This window comes from Exiguobacterium sp. s63 (assembly GCF_018617335.1).
Lineage (GTDB): Bacteria > Bacillota > Bacilli > Exiguobacteriales > Exiguobacteriaceae > Exiguobacterium.
Window position 1 is genome coordinate 635,269 of record NZ_JACSKB010000001.1, and the last position, 19,199, is coordinate 654,467.

Genomic DNA, 19,199 nt, shown 5'->3' on the forward strand with positions numbered 1-19,199 from the left:
CGCACCTTTCGATGCGTCTCCCTTCAATTCGTCGGAGCCTCTACGACTTGATCGCCATCTTCCGCGTCTTTCGCCAGCAACTTCACATGACGACCGAATAACCACATGACGACGAGATGGGCTTTCGCCTGTGTCTTCGTATAGAACCACCACGGGAGGGCCGGTACGAACTCATGGATGGCGACGAGTCCTTCATCCGACTCCGGTAAGCGTCTAAACTCGAGACGCCCTGTCTTATCCTCTTCACTTAACTTGACGAACTTGCCCCCGTCAATCGCAAAGGATGCCATATCGTCCGTCGCTTCCTGTTCAAGCGATAGATGAAGCGCGACGAACGACGGATCGAGCAGCGCAATCTCCCAATTATCGTCTTCTTTCGTCGTCTGAATGAACGGATACATAAAACGACCGAGCCACTCAAAGTACGTGTCCGCCATCCAAAGCGCTGACTTTTCTTCCGGCAGACCGAACCGCTGAATCGAACGGACGGTATACGATTTCGGTTGCTTTTTCTTCTTACCGCCCGAGGATTGCTTCTCTTCTTCCTCAAGCGCATGTTCGACCGCCTGTTTGAATGGAATCTCACCCTGTCCGATACCTTCGACCGTATCTTTTGCCACCATCGCGTGCCCCATGCTCTCGACGAGCGGATAGACGGTCGCCTTCGGTTCACCCGTGACCGCCATGACCCACAGGCGCGACAGTTTGATTGTCGGGAACGGGAAGTCGATCAAGACGCGACGCTTATCCATGACTTCGGCCGTCTGTTCGATCATCTTCCGATACGTCATCACCTCGGGACCCCCGATGTCGATATGACGGTCATAAAGCGACTCGGTACCGACGACCGAGATGAGCGCCTGAACGGCTTCACGGATGTCGATCGGATGTGTTTCCGTCTTCGTCCATCGTGGCAAGATCATCGACGGCAAACGCTTGACGAGCTTCGCTAAAATCGGGAACGACGAACCTTCCGGCCCAATGATGAGTCCCGCCCGTATCGTCGTCACCGGCACGCCCTGGCCACCGAGAATGCGTTCGACCTCAAGTCGACTCTTCAAGTGACGCGACAACGTCTTCTCTTGTTTCGGGATGATCCCACTCAAATAGACGATCTGCTCAATGTCGTTCGCCTTCGTCGCCCGGGCGAAGTTATCGGCAATGAGCGCGTCCATGTCCTCGAACGTCGCCTGCGTCAAGCCGCCATCCGGAATCATCGAGTGCACGAGGAACATCGCGTAATCCGCGCCCTCACATGCTTCTTTTGTTGCCTCATATGAAAACAAATCACAGGCACGCCACGTGATATGGGCCTCATCTTCTTTATTCTTCGTCGATCGCGATAACGCGATGATGTCATACTCTTCCTTCAGCTGCTCCATCACGTTCGAGCCGATATAGCCGCTCGCCCCCGCAATGACAATCGTTTTTCGCATAATGGTCACTCCCCTAATTATTCGCATAGAGGTAATGTACCCTTCTTTTTTAAAAGATAAATCAGTCTAAGTATGTAGAGCCTGCTCGACCGATTCATACTAAAATGAGAATAATTAGAAAAAGGAGGGATATTCATGGGATTTTGGTACTTTCTTTTGCTTGGATTGGGAATTATCCTCATCGTGCGAGGGATTGCAAGTAGCGCGAAACAAGGTGGACTGATTTTAGTCGGACTTGTGATGGTCGGCGTATCCATATTTATGTTCCAAGATGGCAGTGCGGACTTGGTCGCGAATTGGTTGGATCAAATCACCGGTCGATAGGTCATATTCTTTAAATCACATAAAACAAAAACTAGTAAGTTACATTAAGAAATGAATTAATCATCCTAATAAGAAATAAGAAAGAACCTGTGGTAGAAGAAATATCTGCCCCAGGTTCTTTAAAGGAATATTTTAAATAAGTAAGCGCCATTTATACGAGATTAACTATAGTTTATGACCATTGTCAAAAAAAGAAAGATTATTGAAATTGTTTTTTTCTTGACATGCCGATTTTTCCGGCATTTTGTCAATTATAAAATGTAAAGAATTGATTTGCTGATCAAATAGTTTAAAATTTATTATATCAGGAACACCTAATTCATTAGCATTGATATAATAAGGTAGTTCTTGACGCAATTCCATTATTAATCTACCGAGAGCGTTTGTACCTATCAACAAATTATTTTCATCAGGAACAGCACCCCAAAATAAATCTTTATGCGATTCTTCAACTATAACACTATCCATGGTACTTAACAGCAAACTTCCAAACATATCCCAGTTTTGAATTAGCTTCATTCTAAGACACCATCTCATAATTACAACTTTAACTTCTTCCCAATCATCTCTTGAACTACTTCTATATTTTTTACTTATCATTTTAGCAGTCATAGGACTTTTTTGATCAATTATTTGCCTCTGCACTTCAGGAAAATCAGGAAATCTCATTGCCTGATACAGTGCCTCAGAAGTTAAGAATGAGATATTACCTATTTTAATAGGGTATCCTGCTGCCATATTAGACAGTCCCCCAAAGTTATCTTTAGTTTTTCGAAATGCTATTACTTTATCTCTATTGTAAATCCTATACTCTAGATTATTCATATAGCTCCTTTTATTTTATAATTCTAGGAAATAAGGGGTACCAGTTATTAATACCTGAAAGTGAATCCGGATTCCCCCACCATAATACAACGGGACAATTATTTGCTATATTTCTATAAGTTACAAGATAGGAACCGAAACCGAGAGTTTTAGAATAATCATATCCCATTGGTCTCATGTTATGATTTGGATTTGATGCGTAGCTTACAATTTGTACTCCTTTTTCAAAAAAAATCTTTTCTACTTGTCTTCGATTTGACAAACTCGTGAAAAAATTGTCATTTTTTGGTTTTCCAGTTTCCCTTAGTAAAGGGATTTTATTTTTTTGTGATTCACTTCTAGTATCGTCAATCGCTTCTATATAGTCTATAGCTGAATCGCTATATTCTAATTCTTCTGATGGCCAATACCCCTCAAAATAACTATGCGAATTTTTTAAACTATTTGAAAATTTCATTCCATACCAAATATTAATCGTAGTATGTGGTAGACACTCTTCGAGCTTGCTTAAAACATAATCAAAATTTCTATCGTGAAATGCTATGACAACAATATCTAATCTATTTACGGAGGTAAGATCATCTATTTTTTCAGACCACTTTTGTATATCACGAATCACTCGGTTTCCAGAATAAATAGCATCATCAACGTAAATATAAGAAGTAATATTTTTTTGTCCACATTCAGCTATTGATACTCCATGTTTCTTTTGCATAAGCTCATCTAAAATTTTCATAAAATCTCTTTGACTCCCGCCTATTTCTTGCGGGTTAATGAAACAGTAATTTTCAATGGGTTCCAAGAATAAAATATCGGAGTCTAAAAGATCATCAAAGTACTCAATGACATTTACTTTTGACAAATATGAACTACTTAAAATATTATTTAATTCAGTTAAAATTAACTCGTGTTCTTCTAACGGAAATTGACCTAACCATGTTTCTACATGTTGATAGTTAAAATCAATGCCTTCATAATCTTTAGCCGTGTTAACAATAGAGTTTATCAAAGTTCTTTTCATTTCCATAATACCCCATCCCTCTCCCTATTAAATGTTATATACATTAAATTACATTCGATAATAAAGAGGAATATCCTTTTTAGTACTCTAAATAATTATCAAGATGCATAAAAAATTTTAGTAGAATCCATATATTATACTAACTAAATTATCATCATAATGACATAACTATGCCACTTTACTAATTGAGACAGCAGGAGTCAGACCAAGTTCAACAGCATCGTAACATATGCTTCTACGTGTGTAGTTTCTCAATTAAATCTCGGTGTGATACTTCCGATAAGCAAGCATTGTTCATCTAGTCTGTTTTTATCTATTTTCGCGCCCTGAAACGGCAAGGTTGAGGGATATTATACTAGTTTAAGACCTTGGAAAGATATTTAAACAAACTATTGATGTCAAAAGCGACATGCCGAGTAAAAGATTCTAGTAAGGTGTCGAAGTTCCAAACCGGCGGAATGTTGTATTCTTTCTGAAAGGAGACTATCACGTTTTCAACAGCGCTCTGCTTTCCTAGTTGATTCATCTGTGTCAGCCCATGCTTGACGATGAGATTCCAATAGATTTTCGTCACATGCTTGTCAATCTGGTTAAATGACACGACACCTGATTCATTTAGTTCTGTCGTACATTCAAGTAACGCTCTCATCAATACATTTTTGAACGTGGTCGTATGAGAAGCGTTCATCAGAAATTGTTGCGTAAAGCGCAATAAATCCGATTCGGTTAAATACACATCTTTTGCCTCAGCGACACTTAAATCCCATGCCAACGACCTCACCTCCATCCATTACACTATTGATTATAACGACTGCAGAAAGGAAGTGGATCACGCGCATCATACTGTTCGACCGTATTCAGTTTTTTGAACTTCTCAATATCCCTTTCAAAGCCCGTGAAATAGTCACTTTGATACTCCGGGTTGTTGAACAGTCTCAAGTATTCCATATAGTCCTTGATGGTCATTTGACTCACGATGTGAGAGAGAATGGATTCCCACTCTTTAATCCGCCCTTCATGCATCTGTTTTTTGATGACGGTGTTTTGTGCTTGCTCCATTTTGATCTGTTGAATGCATTACCCCACTTCTAACTTAAATTGGAACAACTCATCTTGATTTCGAGTATCCAGCGTAGGCGTCACTTCGGTTAAATAGTACTGATACCGCTGCTTTCGCGGATGCTTGTTCTTGGCTTTTTTTGGGCGTTGCTCCGAGTCATCAGTGTTCTTCAATCGTTTCTTTAAATTGATTGCCCCTGAAGCACCAATGATTTCTTTATTATGTTTTAATGCAAGTTTTCCTACTGTCGGACCATCTGTTTTTACTCCATTCCCAATAAGTTCCGTCGATTTTTTAGACTAAGAACTCCTCCTTTGGTGTGTGTATTTTAATGACAATTTTCAAAAAACAACTCGTAGTTTTTATTCAACAAAGCAATGATCAATCCCTTGATTCCCATCAAAACCTAATGACCGGTGTACGCTATCCATAAGAAAAGGACTAATGAGCAGTCACTCAATAATCCTTTTAATATAGTGCTTCACTAAAATTATCGATTCTGAACTTTCAATTATCCTTAATTTCTAAAAGTTTTTAAATAGCCTTCGCAATCGTTGATCTTTTACTTTGACTGACATCAACTACACACATTTATTATTCAAATTCGGTTTTATTCCCTAATTTCGATTATTCAATGGAACTGCATATGCTTTTTTATGTAAAAGCTGTACAGCGAGAACGCTCTTATCTACTAAAACCTGCGAGAATATTAACTATAATTTTTTATGAATTTTATTCCAATGACGTGCAACCTGTCTACTAATCAGTGATTTGCAAGGGAGTGTACTCATTATGTGATGCGCCTTATTTGCATATGTAATAAAATTCCCATAACCCAAATGTTCAAAACCCAAATGCGTATAGATATCATATAGTTCTCTTTTCGGCCCAGGCTTTCTAGTTGCTAAAGAAATACGTTTACTGTCTTTTGCTTTTTTGTAGGCTCTTGAATAATATTTAAAGAGGCTTTTTTCGCGAATTTTAATTGTATGACCGTCAGTTACAAATCCCAGATAATCAAAACTAGATAATTTTTCATCAATATCATATATACGAGTATCTTTAAATAACTTCAGTTCGGTTTTCTCAGGCTGAATTACTAAACCTTCATTACTAAAAGATTCTACTATATCAATCAATTCTTGATTTAAGTTTTTAAGAAGAGAACTAGATACTTCCTCAGTAGGAATAACCAAAACCAAATCGTCGCAATACCTTCTATATAACGCATCAGGATTTTTACTTTTTACCCACTCTAAAACTCTACTGTCAAATTCTATAAGATGGACATTAGAACAAACTGCACTTATTGCGGATCCCTGTGGAATACCATATTTCTGATCATTAATTTTAATTTTATTCTGTTTAAATGCTCTAAACTCGTAGGAATTCATCAATCTAGGCAGTTTATGACGTATATTTTCCAATTTTTTTCTTCCATACTTATCAAGTAAGAAATTATCGATATCTTCTTTATCTATATAAGAATATCGCGTCAAATTTTTATAAATCGCATACCAATCATCAGATAATTCACTCACGTTTAAGACTTTTTTCAAATTTCTTTTTAATGCTTTGTGAGAAATTTTATCAAAAAAACTAGTAAAATCTAATGCAATCACAATAGCTTGATCCTGTTTCATCAAGGTATCAAAAACCTCATGAGCAAAATGAATGTTATTCTTACCCGGTTTATTATTGCGATACGCAATAGCAACATCATCTAAATTGTTAGCAATAACAAATTTATTGTATGCGTCATTAAGTAAATCACCATAATATTTATATATAATACTGTCTCGATGAGCTGCATAGTAAATCTTACGAACTTTCTTTCGGGATTCTTTTGTTTTTTGTATTTTCCCATCCTCAACCGTTTTTATTGTAACGTATTTTTTAAATACTATTTCAAAATGAATGTATGGAAAAAAAGCGTACGATGATACCCATTTCGGGTCACGAATCTCATTCATCATACATTCTAGTTTTTGATTGTTATCTTTTAAAAGTCGGAAGTCAAAGTGAAGATATTTTTTAAATTTATAGTTTTTTAAAAATAGAGAAGAGCTAGGAAGGTCTTGTAATTTTCGTGGTCCATTACTTCTGTTCATGACAGATTATACCTCCTAGCATACTTTTTTGGGGTTTGTGCTCCTTTTGAAAAAACCAGAGACAAAGAGCCCGTTGACCACTTAAGCTAATAATAGCATTCTTAAACATTTGGTATAATATCCTCAAGGAGGTCATACCTATCATGTTCAGTTTAAATCATAGCGAGTCGACATACCAATCGGTAGCCATCATCGGAATGATGTGGTTTAGCCAGTTCATTGACGTCAAGGAACTTGCTAAACACCGAAACTGAAACCTCATCCAACCAATTTTGGAGACTCTTTAATTATATGTAAAAGTATCAATTATGTCATTAGATTGCTAGTATTTACTTAATAATAATAGGTGTATTGGACAAAACTAACAAACATAAGTGGGATTAACTAAGATATTAACTGCCGTTCAATATCTTCAGGATCAAAAATCTTTATACAACTCGTTATAAATACATTTGCAAATAGAGCCAAGGAGTCTGAAATCATTGTTACACATGTATTTCAGCATAAGGTATATTTATCAAAATTCAATTTGTCACTGTCACATTTAAATGTAAAATTGTAATTATTACTTTATTTAAAAGTACATAAATAAAATAGAGAATGCCCCATAAAATTAAAAATATCCATGTGACTCTCTCTAATTTTCAAAATAAAGTCAATTAAAGTTTCTTTATCCTTCACCAGATCACTTCTTCTCTTGTTGCTTCTGCAAATACACCTCACGAAGCTGGTTCAATCGTTCCTTCTTGTTCGAGACAGTCGGCTTTTTCCCGTCTTGATACTTTGCCGCAGCTACTTTGCTTCTCGTGTCTAGTTGATATTTCCCCATGCGTTTCACCTTCCTTTCTTTGTGGTTGACTCTCAAGCAAAAAGTAAAGACCCTCTAATCTCAATGAAATTAGAAGGTCTTCATGAAAATCATTGATCGCAGTCGTTACAGACTGCTTCAAAATGGAGACGGCGGGAGTCGAACCCGCGTCCGAAGGCATCGTAACGTATGCTTCTACGTGTGTAGTTTATCTATTGGATCTCGATGTGACACTGCCGATAAACAGGCGTTGTCGCATCCAGTCTGTTTCATCTCTTCTTCGCGCCCTCAGACGGCGAGGTTGAAGCGTAGCTTGCTTAGTTTGAGACCCTGAAAGTCATCCACACAAGCGATGGATGTCAGGATCCGCAGGGCACTTAGGCTGCTGCGAGTTGTGTGTTAGTTTTGCCAGTTATAGGCGTTTGCGTTTTAACGAGGCCGACCCCTCGACACGCCACATACGACCGACCTACCCCCGTCGAATCCATAACGTCCCCGGGGTGGTAATTGGTACTCCATTTAATATACCACAATTAGGATTCGTTGTCAGTATTTTTGCCGATCGCGCATCGCACGGTCGACGTCACGCTTCGCGTCTTTCTTCTTCAAGTCCTCACGTTTGTCGTACTTCTTCTTCCCTTTTCCGACGCCGAGCAGGCACTTGGCGAACCCGTTCTTGATATACACTTTGAGCGGGATGATCGTGTAGCCGTCACGCCCTGATGCTCCGATGAGCTGATTGATCTGCTTCTTATGCAACAATAGCTTTCGGACGCGGAGTGGATCGTGGTTGAAGCGGTTCCCCTGTTCGAACGGGCTGATATGACAGTTGTGAAGCGTCGCCTCGCCCCCATCGAACCGGACGTACGCATCCGCGATGTTGATCTTCGATTGACGGACCGATTTGATTTCCGTCCCTGTGAGCACCATGCCCGCCTCAATCGTATCTTCAATCGCGTAATCGAAGGACGCCTTGCGGTTTTGGGCGAGTGCGTTCGAATCTTTCTTCTTGGCCATACACATTCAGTCCTTTATCTACAAGATACGGAGGAAGGGACGAACCCTTCCCCGTCAGCGACGTTTCTTCGCACCTCGTTTGGCGTCGCCTTTTCGTTTGTGCTTGTCTTTCTTCTTCAGGTCGAGTGCCGAACGGCCTTGGGAAGACTTCTCCCCGCTCCGTTTCGGTTTCTCACCTGGTTTACCCGGCTTGCCAGTTCTTCCTGGTTTGCCGCGCTTCTTCTTGTCGTCCCGACCGCGACCGCCACGACGGTCTTTCTCGTCCTTCTTCGGATGACCGCCTTTCGCTTTGATCGTCGTCGGTTGGCGACGGCTTGACTGTTCCCGTTTCGGCATACCGACGACCGTGAAGTCGATCGTCCGCTCGTCTAAGTTGACGGCGTCGACTTTGACACGGACGGCGTCCCCGATGCGGAACTGACGTTTCGTCCGCTCGCCGAGGAGCATGAGCTGTGACTCATCGAAGTGATAATAGTCATCCATCGACTGGAGACGAACGAGCCCTTCGATTGTATTTGGAAGCTCGATAAACATCCCGAAGTTCGTGACGCCGGCGACGACACCATCGAACTCTTCGCCGAGATGGGCTTCCATGTATTCGGCTTTCTTGAGCGCCTGTGTCTCGCGCTCTGCGTCGACCGAGCGACGTTCCCGTTTCGATGCCTGTTCAGCAATCGCCCCGAGACGGTCCTCGTACTTCGCGATCGTCTTCTCCGACAAGTCGTTGTTGAAGACGTACGTGCGCATGAGACGGTGGACAATCAAGTCCGGATATCGACGGATCGGTGACGTGAAGTGCGTATAGAAGTCTGTCGCAAGTCCGAAGTGACCGAGCGAGACGTCATCATATTTCGCCTGTTGCATCGAACGAAGCATGATCGTGCTGATGACCGGCTCTTCCGGTTCCCCGTCGATTGCCTTCAAAATCTTTTGAAGCGTCTTCGGTTCGACCGTCTGCCCTTTGATGCGTTCGATGTGAACGCCAAAGTTTGCGACAAAGTCGAAGAAGAAGTCGAGCTTGTCCGGTTTCGGATTGTCGTGGACACGATAGATGAACGGCACGTCCATCTTGTGGAAGTGTTCCGCAACCGTTTCGTTGGCCGCGAGCATGAACTCCTCGATCAACTTCTCGGCGACCGAACGTGGACGAAGCACGATATCTGCCGGCTTCCCTTCCTCGTTGACGACGACTTTCGCCTCGGCGAAATCGAAGTTGATCGCACCGCGCGAGTTGCGTCGTTTCCGAAGGACTTCCGCGAGCTCGGCCATGAGGTCGAACTCACCGATGAACGGTTCGTACTTTTTCAACGTCTCTTCGTCATCACGTTCGATGATCTCACGGACGTTCGTATACGTCATCCGCTCCGTCGTCTTGATGACACTCGGGAACAGATCATGGCGAACGACCTTCCCGTTTTGCGGGGAAATCTCCATGACGCAGCTGAGCGTCAAGCGGTTGACTTGCGGGTTGAGGGAACAGATTCCATTCGAGAGTCGGTGCGGCAACATCGGAATGACGCGGTCGACGAGATACACACTCGTCCCACGTTCGAACGCCTCAACGTCTAGTGGTGAGCCCTCTTTCACGTAATGCGAGACGTCAGCGATATGGACACCGAGCTCGTAGTTGCCGTTATCGAGTTTTTTGACGTGGACGGCATCGTCCAAGTCTTTCGCATCTTCGCCGTCAATCGTGAAGATCGTCTCGTCACGAAGGTCGACGCGGCCGATGAAGTCTTTCTCGTCCGCTTCGTCCGGTACCGCGTTCGCCTGAGCGATCACGTCTTCTGGGAACTCTGTCGGGATGCCGTGCTTATAGACAATCGACAAGATGTCGACGCCTGGGTCGTTCTTATGCCCGATGATGCGGACGACGTCACAAGCACCGGCGAAGCGTCCGTCCGGATACTTCGTGATGCGCACGACGACTTTATGTCCGTCGACGGCACCGAGTGATTTGTCCGGGTTGACGACCGGCCAGAAGTTGATGCGTTTGTCATCCGGCTCGATGAAGGCGAACTGGTCGAGTCGACCGCTCGGGAGCGTATACGTCCCGACGAACTCGGAGAGTCCGCGCTTCAATACTTTCAATAAAATCCCTTCCGTCTTGCCACGGTTGTCCTCGCGTTTTTTGACGAGGATCGTATCGCCATGGTAGACGTCCTTCAGTTGGTCGGGCGGCAAGAACACATCTTCCGCTTCCCCTTCGACCGACAAGAAGCCGAAGCCGCGCTGGTGAATCGAGATGATCCCCGCGACTTGTCCGAGCGTGGCGAGCGTCCCGTAACGGTTCGTCCGCGTCCGACCGATGGCGCCCTCTTCCTCGAGGGCATTCAATGTGCGGATGAGCTCTTTGAAGTCATCCGTCGACGCGAGCTGTAGTCGCTCGGTCAGTTGATCGACAGAGAGCGGTTTCTCGCTCGCCTGTAAGATCTCTAGTAATTGGTCACGTAAATTCAACGTGACACCTCCTTCTTAGACTGACCAGTCTAACGTTTCGAGAAAATCGAGCACGTCCTGGTGCAGTTTCTCTTTTTCTTTGTCGAGCGTGATCACGTGTCCCGAGTTCTCATAGATGAGCAACTCTTTTTGGAACGTGTTGACCGCCTCGTAAATTTGATTCGCCGATTCCGGGTCGATCATGTTGTCTTTGGCGCCTTGGACGACGAGTGTCGGGACGAAGATGTCCTCGAGCTTCGACGCCGTGTCGCGGACGAAGGCACGGAGGTCTTTTAGCGTTGGCATCGGTTTGAACTCTGCCATCTCCTGCTCGATCTGTTCCGGCGACTTTTCTTCTCTACCCTTATATTCTCGGGCATATGCCTGGACTCCTTTATACAAGCGGTCCTCGGCATCGATTCCCGTCGGCGCGCACATCGGGATGACCGCCTTGACGTCTTTCTCCTCGGCGAGACGGAGCGACATCACGCCACCTAGCGAGAGTCCGCAGACGACGATCTCCTCATGGCCTTTATCGACGAGTGTCTGGTAGGCGTTCAAGACGTCTTCCCACCAGTCTTCTGGTCCATATTGGAGTAATTCTTCCGGTGGGACGGCATGACCACGATAGATCGGTCCCATACATGTGTATCCTTCTTTTTGAAGGAAGCGACCGAGCATGCGGACATCCGCGCTCGATCCAGTGAAGCCATGTAACATCAACACGGCACGTTTTCCGCCCTCGAAGAAGAACGGTTTTGGTGCTGTCACTTTCATTTTATCTGTCATCTCCTCGTATCTACATTATTCCCAAAAAATAAATCGAAAAAACAAAAGCTGACCGCCTCACGTGAAAATCGAGAACGATCAGCCTTATCATCATAATGATGCGACTAGTAATCCTAAAATGAAAAACAAAGTGCCTAGTACAGCTGCAGTTCGGTTCAAAACAGCATCGAAGCCGCGTGCTTTCTGGCGTCCGAACAACTGCTCCGCGCCACCTGCAATCGCTCCAAGACCTTGCGACCGACCTGACATGAGCAGTACGACGACAATCAATAAGACAGCCACGACAAGTAGGCTGATTGTAGCGATCGTTTGCATAGTAGTCAGTTCCTCCTTCTATTTACACGCCTTTTATTATATAGAAGTTATCAATAAAACACCAGCATTCAAATTATCGGGACGGGTAGCTGAACCCTTCGCCGATGACTTCCTTCACCTGGTGGATGACGACGAAGGCACGGTCGTCCGTCACTTGGACGATTTTTTTGAGTGGTGCGATCTGACGTTTGTCGACGATCATATACAACATGTTCTTATCCTGCTTCGTATAGTAGCCATGTCCATGGATGATCGTCGCCGAGCGTCCGAGCGTCTCCGTCAAGACGACGGCGAGCTCTTCTTGCTTGTCGCTGATGATCGTGACGGCTTTACGGATGTTGAGACCTTCCGCGACGAGGTCGATGACCCATGAACCGATGATGATGGCGATGAGCGTATAGAGGACGACTTGTTCCCCTAAGAAGAAGCCGGACGTGGCGACGACGATTGCATCGATGATGAACATCGATACGGCGACACTCAAGTGGAGATAGCGTTCCATGAGACGGGCGATGATGACGCCCCCACCAGTCGTCCCGCCGACACGGAGCACCATGCCGATTCCGACCCCGATCATGATTCCGGCATAGACGGCCGCAAGCAGTTTGTCCTCGGCAGGGCTGCCCCAGTCGTGTGTCAGACTGAGGAAGAATGACGTCGCGATGACGGCGATGACCGAATAGACCATTGTCCGACGGTCGAGCAGCTTATAGCCGACGATAAAGAGAATCCCGTTCCCGATAATCGACGTGAGCCCGAGGTCCCAGCCGAACACGTAGTACAGGATGATCGTGACCCCGAGCAGGCCACCTTCCGAGAAGTCGTTCGGTACGGTAAAGTAGTTGACCCCGAACGAGAGAATGAAGGAGCCCGCGATGATCCAGGCGATGTCCTTCACCGAGATGGTTTGTAGCTTGCGCCATACTTGTTGGCGCAATAGATGTTGTTGTTGACGTTTCATAAATGTCCTCCCTCCATAGAAAAAAGACCGCGGCAAAAGCCGCAGTCTTAAGATTGTACTGGCTTTGGCGCACCGTCTTTCATAATCGGCAACTTGCGCTCCGCGGCGTTCGCGTAGACGTTCAAGAGTGCCTCTTTTTCCAAATCCCAGTTATATTTCTCACGCGCGGTCTTCGTGTTCTCTTTGACACGCGCATAGAGTGCTTGGTCTTCAATCATCCGGTTGACGCCGTCCGCAATCGATTGTGGATCGTGCGAATCGACGAGCACCCCGACGTCGTTCCCCGCAACGACCCGTTCGATTTCAGGGAAGTCGCATGAGACGACCGGTACTTCGGCCATCAAATACTCGAACAATTTGTTCGACGAGGCCGAGTAGTGGTTGAAGCAGACGTTGTTCAATACTTGGAAGCCTAAGTAGGCGTTCATCGTATAGTAAGGTAACGCTTCGACCGGTACTTTGTCAATCATCTTGACGCGGTCGCCGACCCCTTCCGTCTCGATCAACTGTTGAATCGTCGGTTTGAGTTTCCCGTCCCCGATCATGACGAGCGTCCCTTCTTTGAAGTCTTTCGCCGCGAGCACGAGCTGTTCGAGACCGCGTCCCGCTTGAATGCCCCCTTGATACAAGAGAATCTTCTCGTCTTTCGATAAGTCGAGAAGCGCATGCAAGTCCTTACGGAGCGAGAAGTCGAGCGGACGGTAGAACGGATAGTTGTGAAGCACGTACGGATAGAAGCCGTACAACTCTTCGTTGTGCGCCGCACGCGTATGGTTCTCGACCATCATCGTATCGACGAACGGCAAGAGCCATCCTTCAAGGTTACTCTGGATGTAGCCGTAACCCGTACGGTCCGTCTGTACCTCGTGCGAATCGTAGACGATTCGACCTTTGTTGAACACTTTTCCGGCAAGGAGTGCCTGCGGGAGCGTGTTCAAATCGTTCGCATGATAAAAGTCATACGATTTTTTCGTTGAAGCGAACACCATCTCGAGCATCGCACTCGCATTGACGATTTGCTTGCGCACTTGCGGCAACAAGACTGTCCCGACGGCCGCTCCAAGTGCGAGCATCGTGATCGGTGCGAGTAGGAACAACCCGGCACCGACGAGTCCAGCCCCAATTTGGCGGGTCCGCTTCTCGCTCACCCATTGATAGGTCTTCTTCGCAAATTTGAGTGCGTTGACGAGAATCGAAGGTTGACGCTTCACGCGGATGACGCGGAAGCCTTCTGGACGCATCTCTTCTTTTGGAAGCTCTTTATTTTTCGGATCTTGAAGCGCGATCAAATCGACTTCATAGCCTGCCTCGGCGAGTGCCGAGCACTCACGAAGGACGCGCGCATCATTCGTAAAATGGTTCCATACAAACATACATACTGACTTCATCGTGTTTCCTCCATCACTAACTGTTGTACGACTTGATCTAACACGTCGATATTCTCTTCCCAACATAAATTCTCTTTGACGTAACGAATCCCGTTCGCCCCAAGTGCCTCCCGTAAATCCGGTCGGTCGAGGAGCTTCCGTAGAATCCGCTCGATCTCATCGACGTCACGTTTCCGTGACACGTAGCCGACTTCCGCCGCTTCAATGACATTCGCCGCATGGCCTGACACTGCTGCGACAATCGGTTTGCCGACCGCCATATAGTCGATGAGTTTCCCAGGGATGACCGTATCGAACACTTCTTGTTCGATCAGACTGACGAATGCGACGTCCGCATTTTTAATCGCCTGGAACGCCTCTGTCCGTGGCATCGCCTCGAGGAACAAGAAGTTTTGGAAGCCACGGTCTTTGATTGTCTGCTTCAACTCTTCTTTCCGATAGCCGTAGCCGATCAATTTGAAGTGGATCCGTGGCTCGTCCCGGAACCGTTCGGCGAGTTCGAGTAACAGGGACACATCCTGGGCAAGACCCATGTTCCCGGCGTATAAGATCTCCATCCGGTCGTCCGGTGGGATCGTCCGCTCGAGCGTGCGCTCCGCTTCCCGGATCGAGTTCGGCATGTAGTGAATCTTCTCGTTCGGCACACCGCGCTGACGAAGATAGCTGCGGAATCCTTCCGAGTTGATGATGACTTCATCGGCGACACGATACAGTCTTTTCTCCATCCAAAACGCTGGCGTGAGCACCCAATCGTACTTGAAGACACCGACCCCTTTCACCGACTCTGGCCAAAGGTCACGGACGTCCAAGATGAACGGGACGCGATACTTTCGTTTCGCGTATGCACCGACAAACGCCATAAAAAAAGAAGGGGTCGTCGCAAAGACGACGTCTGGCTTCAATTCGAGCTTACGGACTTCCCGGATTCCTTTGACCATCTGTTCGAGGAACAGGAAGAGACGACTGACCATGTTGGACGTATGCTTCCGTTTCTTCGTGATGAGTCGCTTGATGAACGGTTGGTCGTTCAACTCTTGGTCGTTCCAGAAACGGTCGTCCTGGTACATATCAAAGCTCGGGTACGAAGGAGCGGCCGTGATGACCTCGACTTCATACCCGCGCTGTTTCATCAAATGCGTAATGTTTTGCATCCGGTTGCCGGCACTGCCGATCTCCGGATAATAGTTTTGACACACCATAAGCATTGTTTTCAAAAATAACACACCTTACTGTTGATCAAGTTCGTCCACGAGCCGTTTCAATAGGGCATGGACGTCATCTTTTAAATCAGGATCGCTGAGCGCGTGGCAAATCGTCGTCTCGACGAACCCGATCGGCTCTCCGACGTCGTAACGTCGACCGTCAAATTCGTAGGCGAAGACCGTCTGCGCCTCATTCAAGCGTGCGATCGCATCCGTCAATTGAATCTCGCCCCCGGCTCCTGCCTCTTGCCCCGATAACGCCTCAAAGACGTCCGGTTTCAAGATGTAGCGACCGAGGATGGCAAAGTTCGACGGGGCCTCATCGACGGGCGGTTTCTCGACAAACGTCTTCACCGGGATGAGCTTCCCTTCGACGGCAAGCGGGTCAATTATACCATATCGGTTCGTCATTTCATACGGGACACGCTGTACCCCGATGATTGAACGTTCGTGCGCCTCATATTGGTCAATCAACTGCTTCGTCGCCGGCACATCGGATTCGATGATATCGTCCCCGAGTAAGACGGCGAACGGTTCGTCCCCGATAAACTTCCGGGCGCACCAGATCGCATGACCGAGACCTTTCGGCTCCTGTTGGCGTATGTAGTGAATGTTCGCCAAGTTCGAGGAGTGTCGGACCGATTCGAGCAAGCGCGTCTTCCCTTTCGATTCAAGATTCTGCTCCAATTCGAGCGCACGGTCGAAATGGTCTTCAATCGCCCGCTTGTTCTTCCCCGTGACGATGATGATGTCCTCGATGCCTGAAGCGACGGCCTCCTCGACGATGAACTGGATGGTCGGCTTGTTGACGATCGGCAACATTTCTTTCGGCATGGCTTTCGTGGCAGGAAGGAAGCGGGTGCCGAGACCGGCGGCTGGGATGATGGCTTTTCGTACTCGTGTCATAAGCATTGGCTCCTTTACTCGTTATGTAGAGAGTATACCCAAATTTTGTGTGTTCTGACACAAAATAGAGGTCGTGACAAAAATGTCACGACCAATCGTCATCTCGCTTCGATTTTAAATAGTACCAAATGCCGAATCCGATAAGCAATACCAAGAAGAGGAATCCTAACATCATCACGAGAATCGCCCCCTATCCGTCCTTTACTTTATATATTCCCGCTCCCGATTGATTCAGAACCACTTCCGTCCATGCGTTCGAATGAATCGAAGTTCCTCTTGATAATGATCGTAGTGCCCTTCATCTATCATCTTTTGGAAGGCGATGTCTCCTTCCGCGGCTTTTCGTTTCATCAACAGACAGAGCGCTTCAATGCGTCGTTGTAACATGTCGAACAAGTCGACCCCCGATTGCTCCCAACCATAGGCTTCGAGAAACAAGGATACCCGCTTGTTATAAATCGCATCGTCTCGATCGGCATCATAATAGATGACTTCTCCTGTTTCGGCTTGATGACGACGACTGAGCGGAACGAACGTATAAAGGGCATAGACGATATCCCAAGCCCGCGGTCCTGGTGCGGCCAAATCAAAATCGATGACTCCCATCACTTTTCCTTCATGGAAAATCGTATTGTAGACGGCGAAGTCGTTATGACAGATGACCTCGAACGGTTGTGGTGTGTGATCGATCCGCTCCCATTCGGATGTCCATTCAAAATCGATCGATGCATCATGCAATCGTCTCATCAAGCGCGCAACGTCTTGAATCGCCGCATCAGCCCACATATAGGATTTGAGAGGATAGTCTGCCGTCTCCCCTTCGATATAAGTGAGCACCTCTCTTCCTGTTTCATCGATTCCGACAAAGCGTGGCACCCCGGACAGTCGTTTCGCCTCCAAATGCTTTAAATAGCGATGGATGCGTTCACTCCCCACTTTTTTCGAACGATAGACATAGTCCCCTTTTCGATGAACGATGGATACGTTCCCACCACTCAACCTTTTTTCTTGTTCATTCGATTGGTCCATCCAATCCACCCCTATTCTTCATCAATCACGTTCAGTATACAACACGAGGTGGTTCGACACAGAGCGTTCGCGCCCGTCGAAGCGGCACCGTGACTCTTGCAGGAAAGCAATCTCTCGGAGACCCCGCATGCGCGTAAGCGCGAGGAGGCTCCGTGGATTGCCTGCAGAAAGCATCGGTGCCGCCAGGATGGGTTGAAAAACACCCATAAAAAAACAGGCCCGCCATAAAGCGGACCTGAAAACAATCAATTATTTTTTGAGGTTGTAGAACGACTTGATACCGTCGTATTTCGCTACATCGCCGAGCATGTCTTCGATGCGGAGAAGTTGGTTGTACTTCGCGATACGGTCTGTACGTGAAAGTGAACCAGTTTTGATTTGTCCAGCGTTTGTCGCAACAGCGATGTCTGCAATTGTCGCATCTTCTGTTTCACCAGAACGGTGAGAGACGACTGCTGTGTAACCAGCTTTTTTAGCCATTTCGATCGCGTCGAATGTTTCTGTGAGCGTACCGATTTGGTTAACTTTGATGAGGATCGAGTTTGCGATTCCTTTTTCGATACCTTCAGCAAGTTTCGATGTGTTCGTTACGAAGAGGTCATCCCCAACGAGTTGAACTTTGTGGCCGATTTTGTCTGTGAGAAGCTTGTGGCCATCCCAGTCGTTTTCGTCACAACCATCTTCGATTGAGAGGATTGGGTACTTGTCAACGAGCTCAGCGTAGAAGTCTACAAGCTCAGCAGTTGTGAGTGACTTGCCTTCGCCAGCGAGTTCGTATTTACCAGTTGATTTGTCGTAGAACTCAGAAGATGCAACGTCCATTGCGAGGTAGACGTCTTCACCTGGTTTGTAACCAGCTTTTTCGATCGCTTCAAGGATAACTGTGATTGCTTCTTCGTTAGACTTCAAGTTTGGTGCGAAACCACCTTCGTCACCGACAGCTGTGTTAAGACCCATACCAGAAAGAACTGATTTGAGGGCGTGGAATACTTCAGCACCCATACGGAGCGCTTCACGGAATGTTGGCGCGCCGACAGGCATGATCATGAACTCTTGGAAGTCCACGTTGTTGTCCGCGTGCGAACCACCGTTGATGATGTTCATCATTGGTGTTGGAAGTGTCTTCGCGTTGAATCCACCGAGGTATGTGTAAAGTGGAAGACCGAGCTCATCTGCTGCTGCGTGAGCGGCTGCCATTGACACACCGAGGATTGCGTTTGCACCAAGTTTTGCTTTGTTTGGCGTACCGTCGAGTTCGATCATTTTCGCATCGATTGCGTTTTGGTCGAAGACATCGTAGCCGATGAGTTCTGGTGCGATCGTGTCGTTCACGTTCGCAACTGCTTTCAAGACACCTTTACCGAGGTAACGTGACTTGTCGCCATCGCGAAGCTCAACTGCTTCGTGCTCACCTGTTGATGCGCCTGATGGGACGAGGGCACGGCCGAAACCGCCGTCTTCTGTGAAGACTTCTACTTCTACTGATGGGTTACCGCGTGAATCTAAAATCTCGCGTGCGTAAATTTCTGTAATCATTGACATGAAAAATCGCTCCTTTTCGCTTGAAA

At 46.4% G+C, this 19,199-nt stretch carries 18 protein-coding genes and 1 other RNA gene; 1 reads left to right on the forward strand and 18 read right to left on the reverse strand.

Going from position 1 to position 19,199, the window contains the following annotated elements; all coding sequences use genetic code 11:
• Window positions 1–23 precede the first annotated feature (23 nt).
• A complete protein-coding gene (locus KNO90_RS03245) occupies window positions 24–1,436 on the reverse strand; it encodes an NAD-dependent epimerase/dehydratase family protein (protein ID WP_215112984.1) in 1,413 nt (470 codons plus the stop codon).
• Window positions 1,437–1,571: 135 nt separating this feature from the next.
• On the opposite strand from KNO90_RS03245, the gene KNO90_RS03250 reads away from it, so the two are divergent.
• Window positions 1,572–1,760: a hypothetical protein gene (locus KNO90_RS03250; RefSeq protein ID WP_012726888.1), complete on the forward strand. Its 189-nt coding sequence runs from the start codon at window positions 1,572–1,574 to the stop codon at window positions 1,758–1,760.
• A 165-nt stretch (window positions 1,761–1,925) separates the two neighbouring features.
• Here KNO90_RS03250 and KNO90_RS03255 read toward each other — a convergent pair whose 3' ends face one another.
• The 17 genes from KNO90_RS03255 to eno form a co-directional block, all read right to left on the reverse strand.
• On the reverse strand, window positions 1,926–2,585 hold the full coding sequence (locus KNO90_RS03255) for an NADAR family anti-phage protein (RefSeq protein ID WP_285800715.1): 660 nt from the start codon (window positions 2,583–2,585) through the stop codon (window positions 1,926–1,928).
• Between the two features lie 10 nt (window positions 2,586–2,595).
• Window positions 2,596–3,612 carry a phosphoribosyltransferase-like anti-phage protein gene (locus tag KNO90_RS03260; protein WP_215112985.1) on the reverse strand — a complete coding sequence of 339 codons (1,017 nt, stop codon included), beginning with the start codon at window positions 3,610–3,612 and terminating at the stop codon, window positions 2,596–2,598.
• 349 nt (window positions 3,613–3,961) lie between these two features.
• A complete protein-coding gene (locus KNO90_RS03265; protein ID WP_215112986.1) occupies window positions 3,962–4,378 on the reverse strand; it encodes a hypothetical protein in 417 nt (138 codons plus the stop codon).
• 23 nt (window positions 4,379–4,401) lie between these two features.
• Window positions 4,402–4,665 carry a hypothetical protein gene (locus KNO90_RS03270; protein ID WP_215112987.1) on the reverse strand — a complete coding sequence of 88 codons (264 nt, stop codon included), beginning with the start codon at window positions 4,663–4,665 and terminating at the stop codon, window positions 4,402–4,404.
• A 714-nt stretch (window positions 4,666–5,379) separates the two neighbouring features.
• Window positions 5,380–6,777, reverse strand: a complete 1,398-nt coding sequence (locus tag KNO90_RS03275; protein WP_215112988.1) for a reverse transcriptase domain-containing protein — start codon at window positions 6,775–6,777, stop codon at window positions 5,380–5,382.
• A gap of 685 nt (window positions 6,778–7,462) precedes the next feature.
• Window positions 7,463–7,606, reverse strand: a complete 144-nt coding sequence (locus KNO90_RS03280) for an alcohol dehydrogenase (protein ID WP_215112989.1) — start codon at window positions 7,604–7,606, stop codon at window positions 7,463–7,465.
• A 120-nt stretch (window positions 7,607–7,726) separates the two neighbouring features.
• Window positions 7,727–8,082, reverse strand: a transfer-messenger RNA (tmRNA) gene (gene ssrA, locus KNO90_RS03285).
• 49 nt (window positions 8,083–8,131) lie between these two features.
• On the reverse strand, window positions 8,132–8,602 hold the full coding sequence (gene smpB, locus KNO90_RS03290; RefSeq protein ID WP_012726899.1) for an SsrA-binding protein SmpB: 471 nt from the start codon (window positions 8,600–8,602) through the stop codon (window positions 8,132–8,134).
• A gap of 54 nt (window positions 8,603–8,656) precedes the next feature.
• On the reverse strand, window positions 8,657–11,062 hold the full coding sequence (gene rnr, locus KNO90_RS03295) for a ribonuclease R (RefSeq protein WP_215112990.1): 2,406 nt from the start codon (window positions 11,060–11,062) through the stop codon (window positions 8,657–8,659).
• Between the two features lie 15 nt (window positions 11,063–11,077).
• Entirely contained in the window at window positions 11,078–11,818 is a 741-nt protein-coding gene (locus KNO90_RS03300) for an alpha/beta hydrolase (RefSeq protein ID WP_074033592.1), read from the reverse strand.
• 102 nt (window positions 11,819–11,920) lie between these two features.
• Complete coding sequence (gene secG / locus KNO90_RS03305) at window positions 11,921–12,145, reverse strand: preprotein translocase subunit SecG (protein ID WP_012726902.1); 225 nt, start codon at window positions 12,143–12,145, stop codon at window positions 11,921–11,923.
• Between the two features lie 73 nt (window positions 12,146–12,218).
• Window positions 12,219–13,106: a YitT family protein gene (locus KNO90_RS03310; RefSeq protein ID WP_012726903.1), complete on the reverse strand. Its 888-nt coding sequence runs from the start codon at window positions 13,104–13,106 to the stop codon at window positions 12,219–12,221.
• A 47-nt stretch (window positions 13,107–13,153) separates the two neighbouring features.
• Entirely contained in the window at window positions 13,154–14,494 is a 1,341-nt protein-coding gene (locus KNO90_RS03315) for a glycosyltransferase (RefSeq protein ID WP_215112991.1), read from the reverse strand.
• Window positions 14,491–15,699, reverse strand: coding sequence for a glycosyltransferase family 4 protein (locus KNO90_RS03320; protein ID WP_251127360.1), 1,209 nt, complete (start codon window positions 15,697–15,699; stop codon window positions 14,491–14,493). Before KNO90_RS03320 ends, KNO90_RS03315 begins: the two co-directional genes overlap by 4 nt.
• 21 nt (window positions 15,700–15,720) lie before the next feature.
• On the reverse strand, window positions 15,721–16,602 hold the full coding sequence (galU, locus tag KNO90_RS03325) for a UTP--glucose-1-phosphate uridylyltransferase GalU (RefSeq protein ID WP_214741598.1): 882 nt from the start codon (window positions 16,600–16,602) through the stop codon (window positions 15,721–15,723).
• A gap of 231 nt (window positions 16,603–16,833) precedes the next feature.
• On the reverse strand, window positions 16,834–17,631 hold the full coding sequence (locus KNO90_RS03330; RefSeq protein ID WP_215112993.1) for an aminoglycoside phosphotransferase family protein: 798 nt from the start codon (window positions 17,629–17,631) through the stop codon (window positions 16,834–16,836).
• A gap of 249 nt (window positions 17,632–17,880) precedes the next feature.
• Window positions 17,881–19,173, reverse strand: a complete 1,293-nt coding sequence (eno, locus tag KNO90_RS03335; RefSeq protein ID WP_012726908.1) for a phosphopyruvate hydratase — start codon at window positions 19,171–19,173, stop codon at window positions 17,881–17,883.
• Between the last annotated feature and the right edge of the window lie 26 nt (window positions 19,174–19,199).

What these genes read in the sequence shown, in the direction of transcription:
- KNO90_RS03250 (WP_012726888.1), top strand. Translation starts at nt 1,572, where the DNA reads ATGGGATTTTGGTACTTTCTTTTGCTTGGATTGGGAATTATCCTCATC.
- smpB (WP_012726899.1), bottom strand. Translation starts at nt 8,602, where the DNA reads ATGGCCAAGAAGAAAGATTCGAACGCACTCGCCCAAAACCGCAAGGCG.
- KNO90_RS03260 (WP_215112985.1), bottom strand. Translation starts at nt 3,612, where the DNA reads ATGGAAATGAAAAGAACTTTGATAAACTCTATTGTTAACACGGCTAAA.
- KNO90_RS03320 (WP_251127360.1), bottom strand. Translation starts at nt 15,699, where the DNA reads ATGCTTATGGTGTGTCAAAACTATTATCCGGAGATCGGCAGTGCCGGC.
- KNO90_RS03275 (WP_215112988.1), bottom strand. Translation starts at nt 6,777, where the DNA reads ATGAACAGAAGTAATGGACCACGAAAATTACAAGACCTTCCTAGCTCT.
- KNO90_RS03280 (WP_215112989.1), bottom strand. Translation starts at nt 7,606, where the DNA reads ATGGGGAAATATCAACTAGACACGAGAAGCAAAGTAGCTGCGGCAAAG.
- KNO90_RS03270 (WP_215112987.1), bottom strand. Translation starts at nt 4,665, where the DNA reads ATGGAGCAAGCACAAAACACCGTCATCAAAAAACAGATGCATGAAGGG.
- KNO90_RS03255 (WP_285800715.1), bottom strand. Translation starts at nt 2,585, where the DNA reads ATGAATAATCTAGAGTATAGGATTTACAATAGAGATAAAGTAATAGCA.
- galU (WP_214741598.1), bottom strand. Translation starts at nt 16,602, where the DNA reads ATGACACGAGTACGAAAAGCCATCATCCCAGCCGCCGGTCTCGGCACC.
- KNO90_RS03330 (WP_215112993.1), bottom strand. Translation starts at nt 17,631, where the DNA reads ATGGACCAATCGAATGAACAAGAAAAAAGGTTGAGTGGTGGGAACGTA.
- eno (WP_012726908.1), bottom strand. Translation starts at nt 19,173, where the DNA reads ATGTCAATGATTACAGAAATTTACGCACGCGAGATTTTAGATTCACGC.
- secG (WP_012726902.1), bottom strand. Translation starts at nt 12,145, where the DNA reads ATGCAAACGATCGCTACAATCAGCCTACTTGTCGTGGCTGTCTTATTG.
- KNO90_RS03300 (WP_074033592.1), bottom strand. Translation starts at nt 11,818, where the DNA reads ATGAAAGTGACAGCACCAAAACCGTTCTTCTTCGAGGGCGGAAAACGT.
- KNO90_RS03315 (WP_215112991.1), bottom strand. Translation starts at nt 14,494, where the DNA reads ATGAAGTCAGTATGTATGTTTGTATGGAACCATTTTACGAATGATGCG.
- KNO90_RS03245 (WP_215112984.1), bottom strand. Translation starts at nt 1,436, where the DNA reads ATGCGAAAAACGATTGTCATTGCGGGGGCGAGCGGCTATATCGGCTCG.
- KNO90_RS03310 (WP_012726903.1), bottom strand. Translation starts at nt 13,106, where the DNA reads ATGAAACGTCAACAACAACATCTATTGCGCCAACAAGTATGGCGCAAG.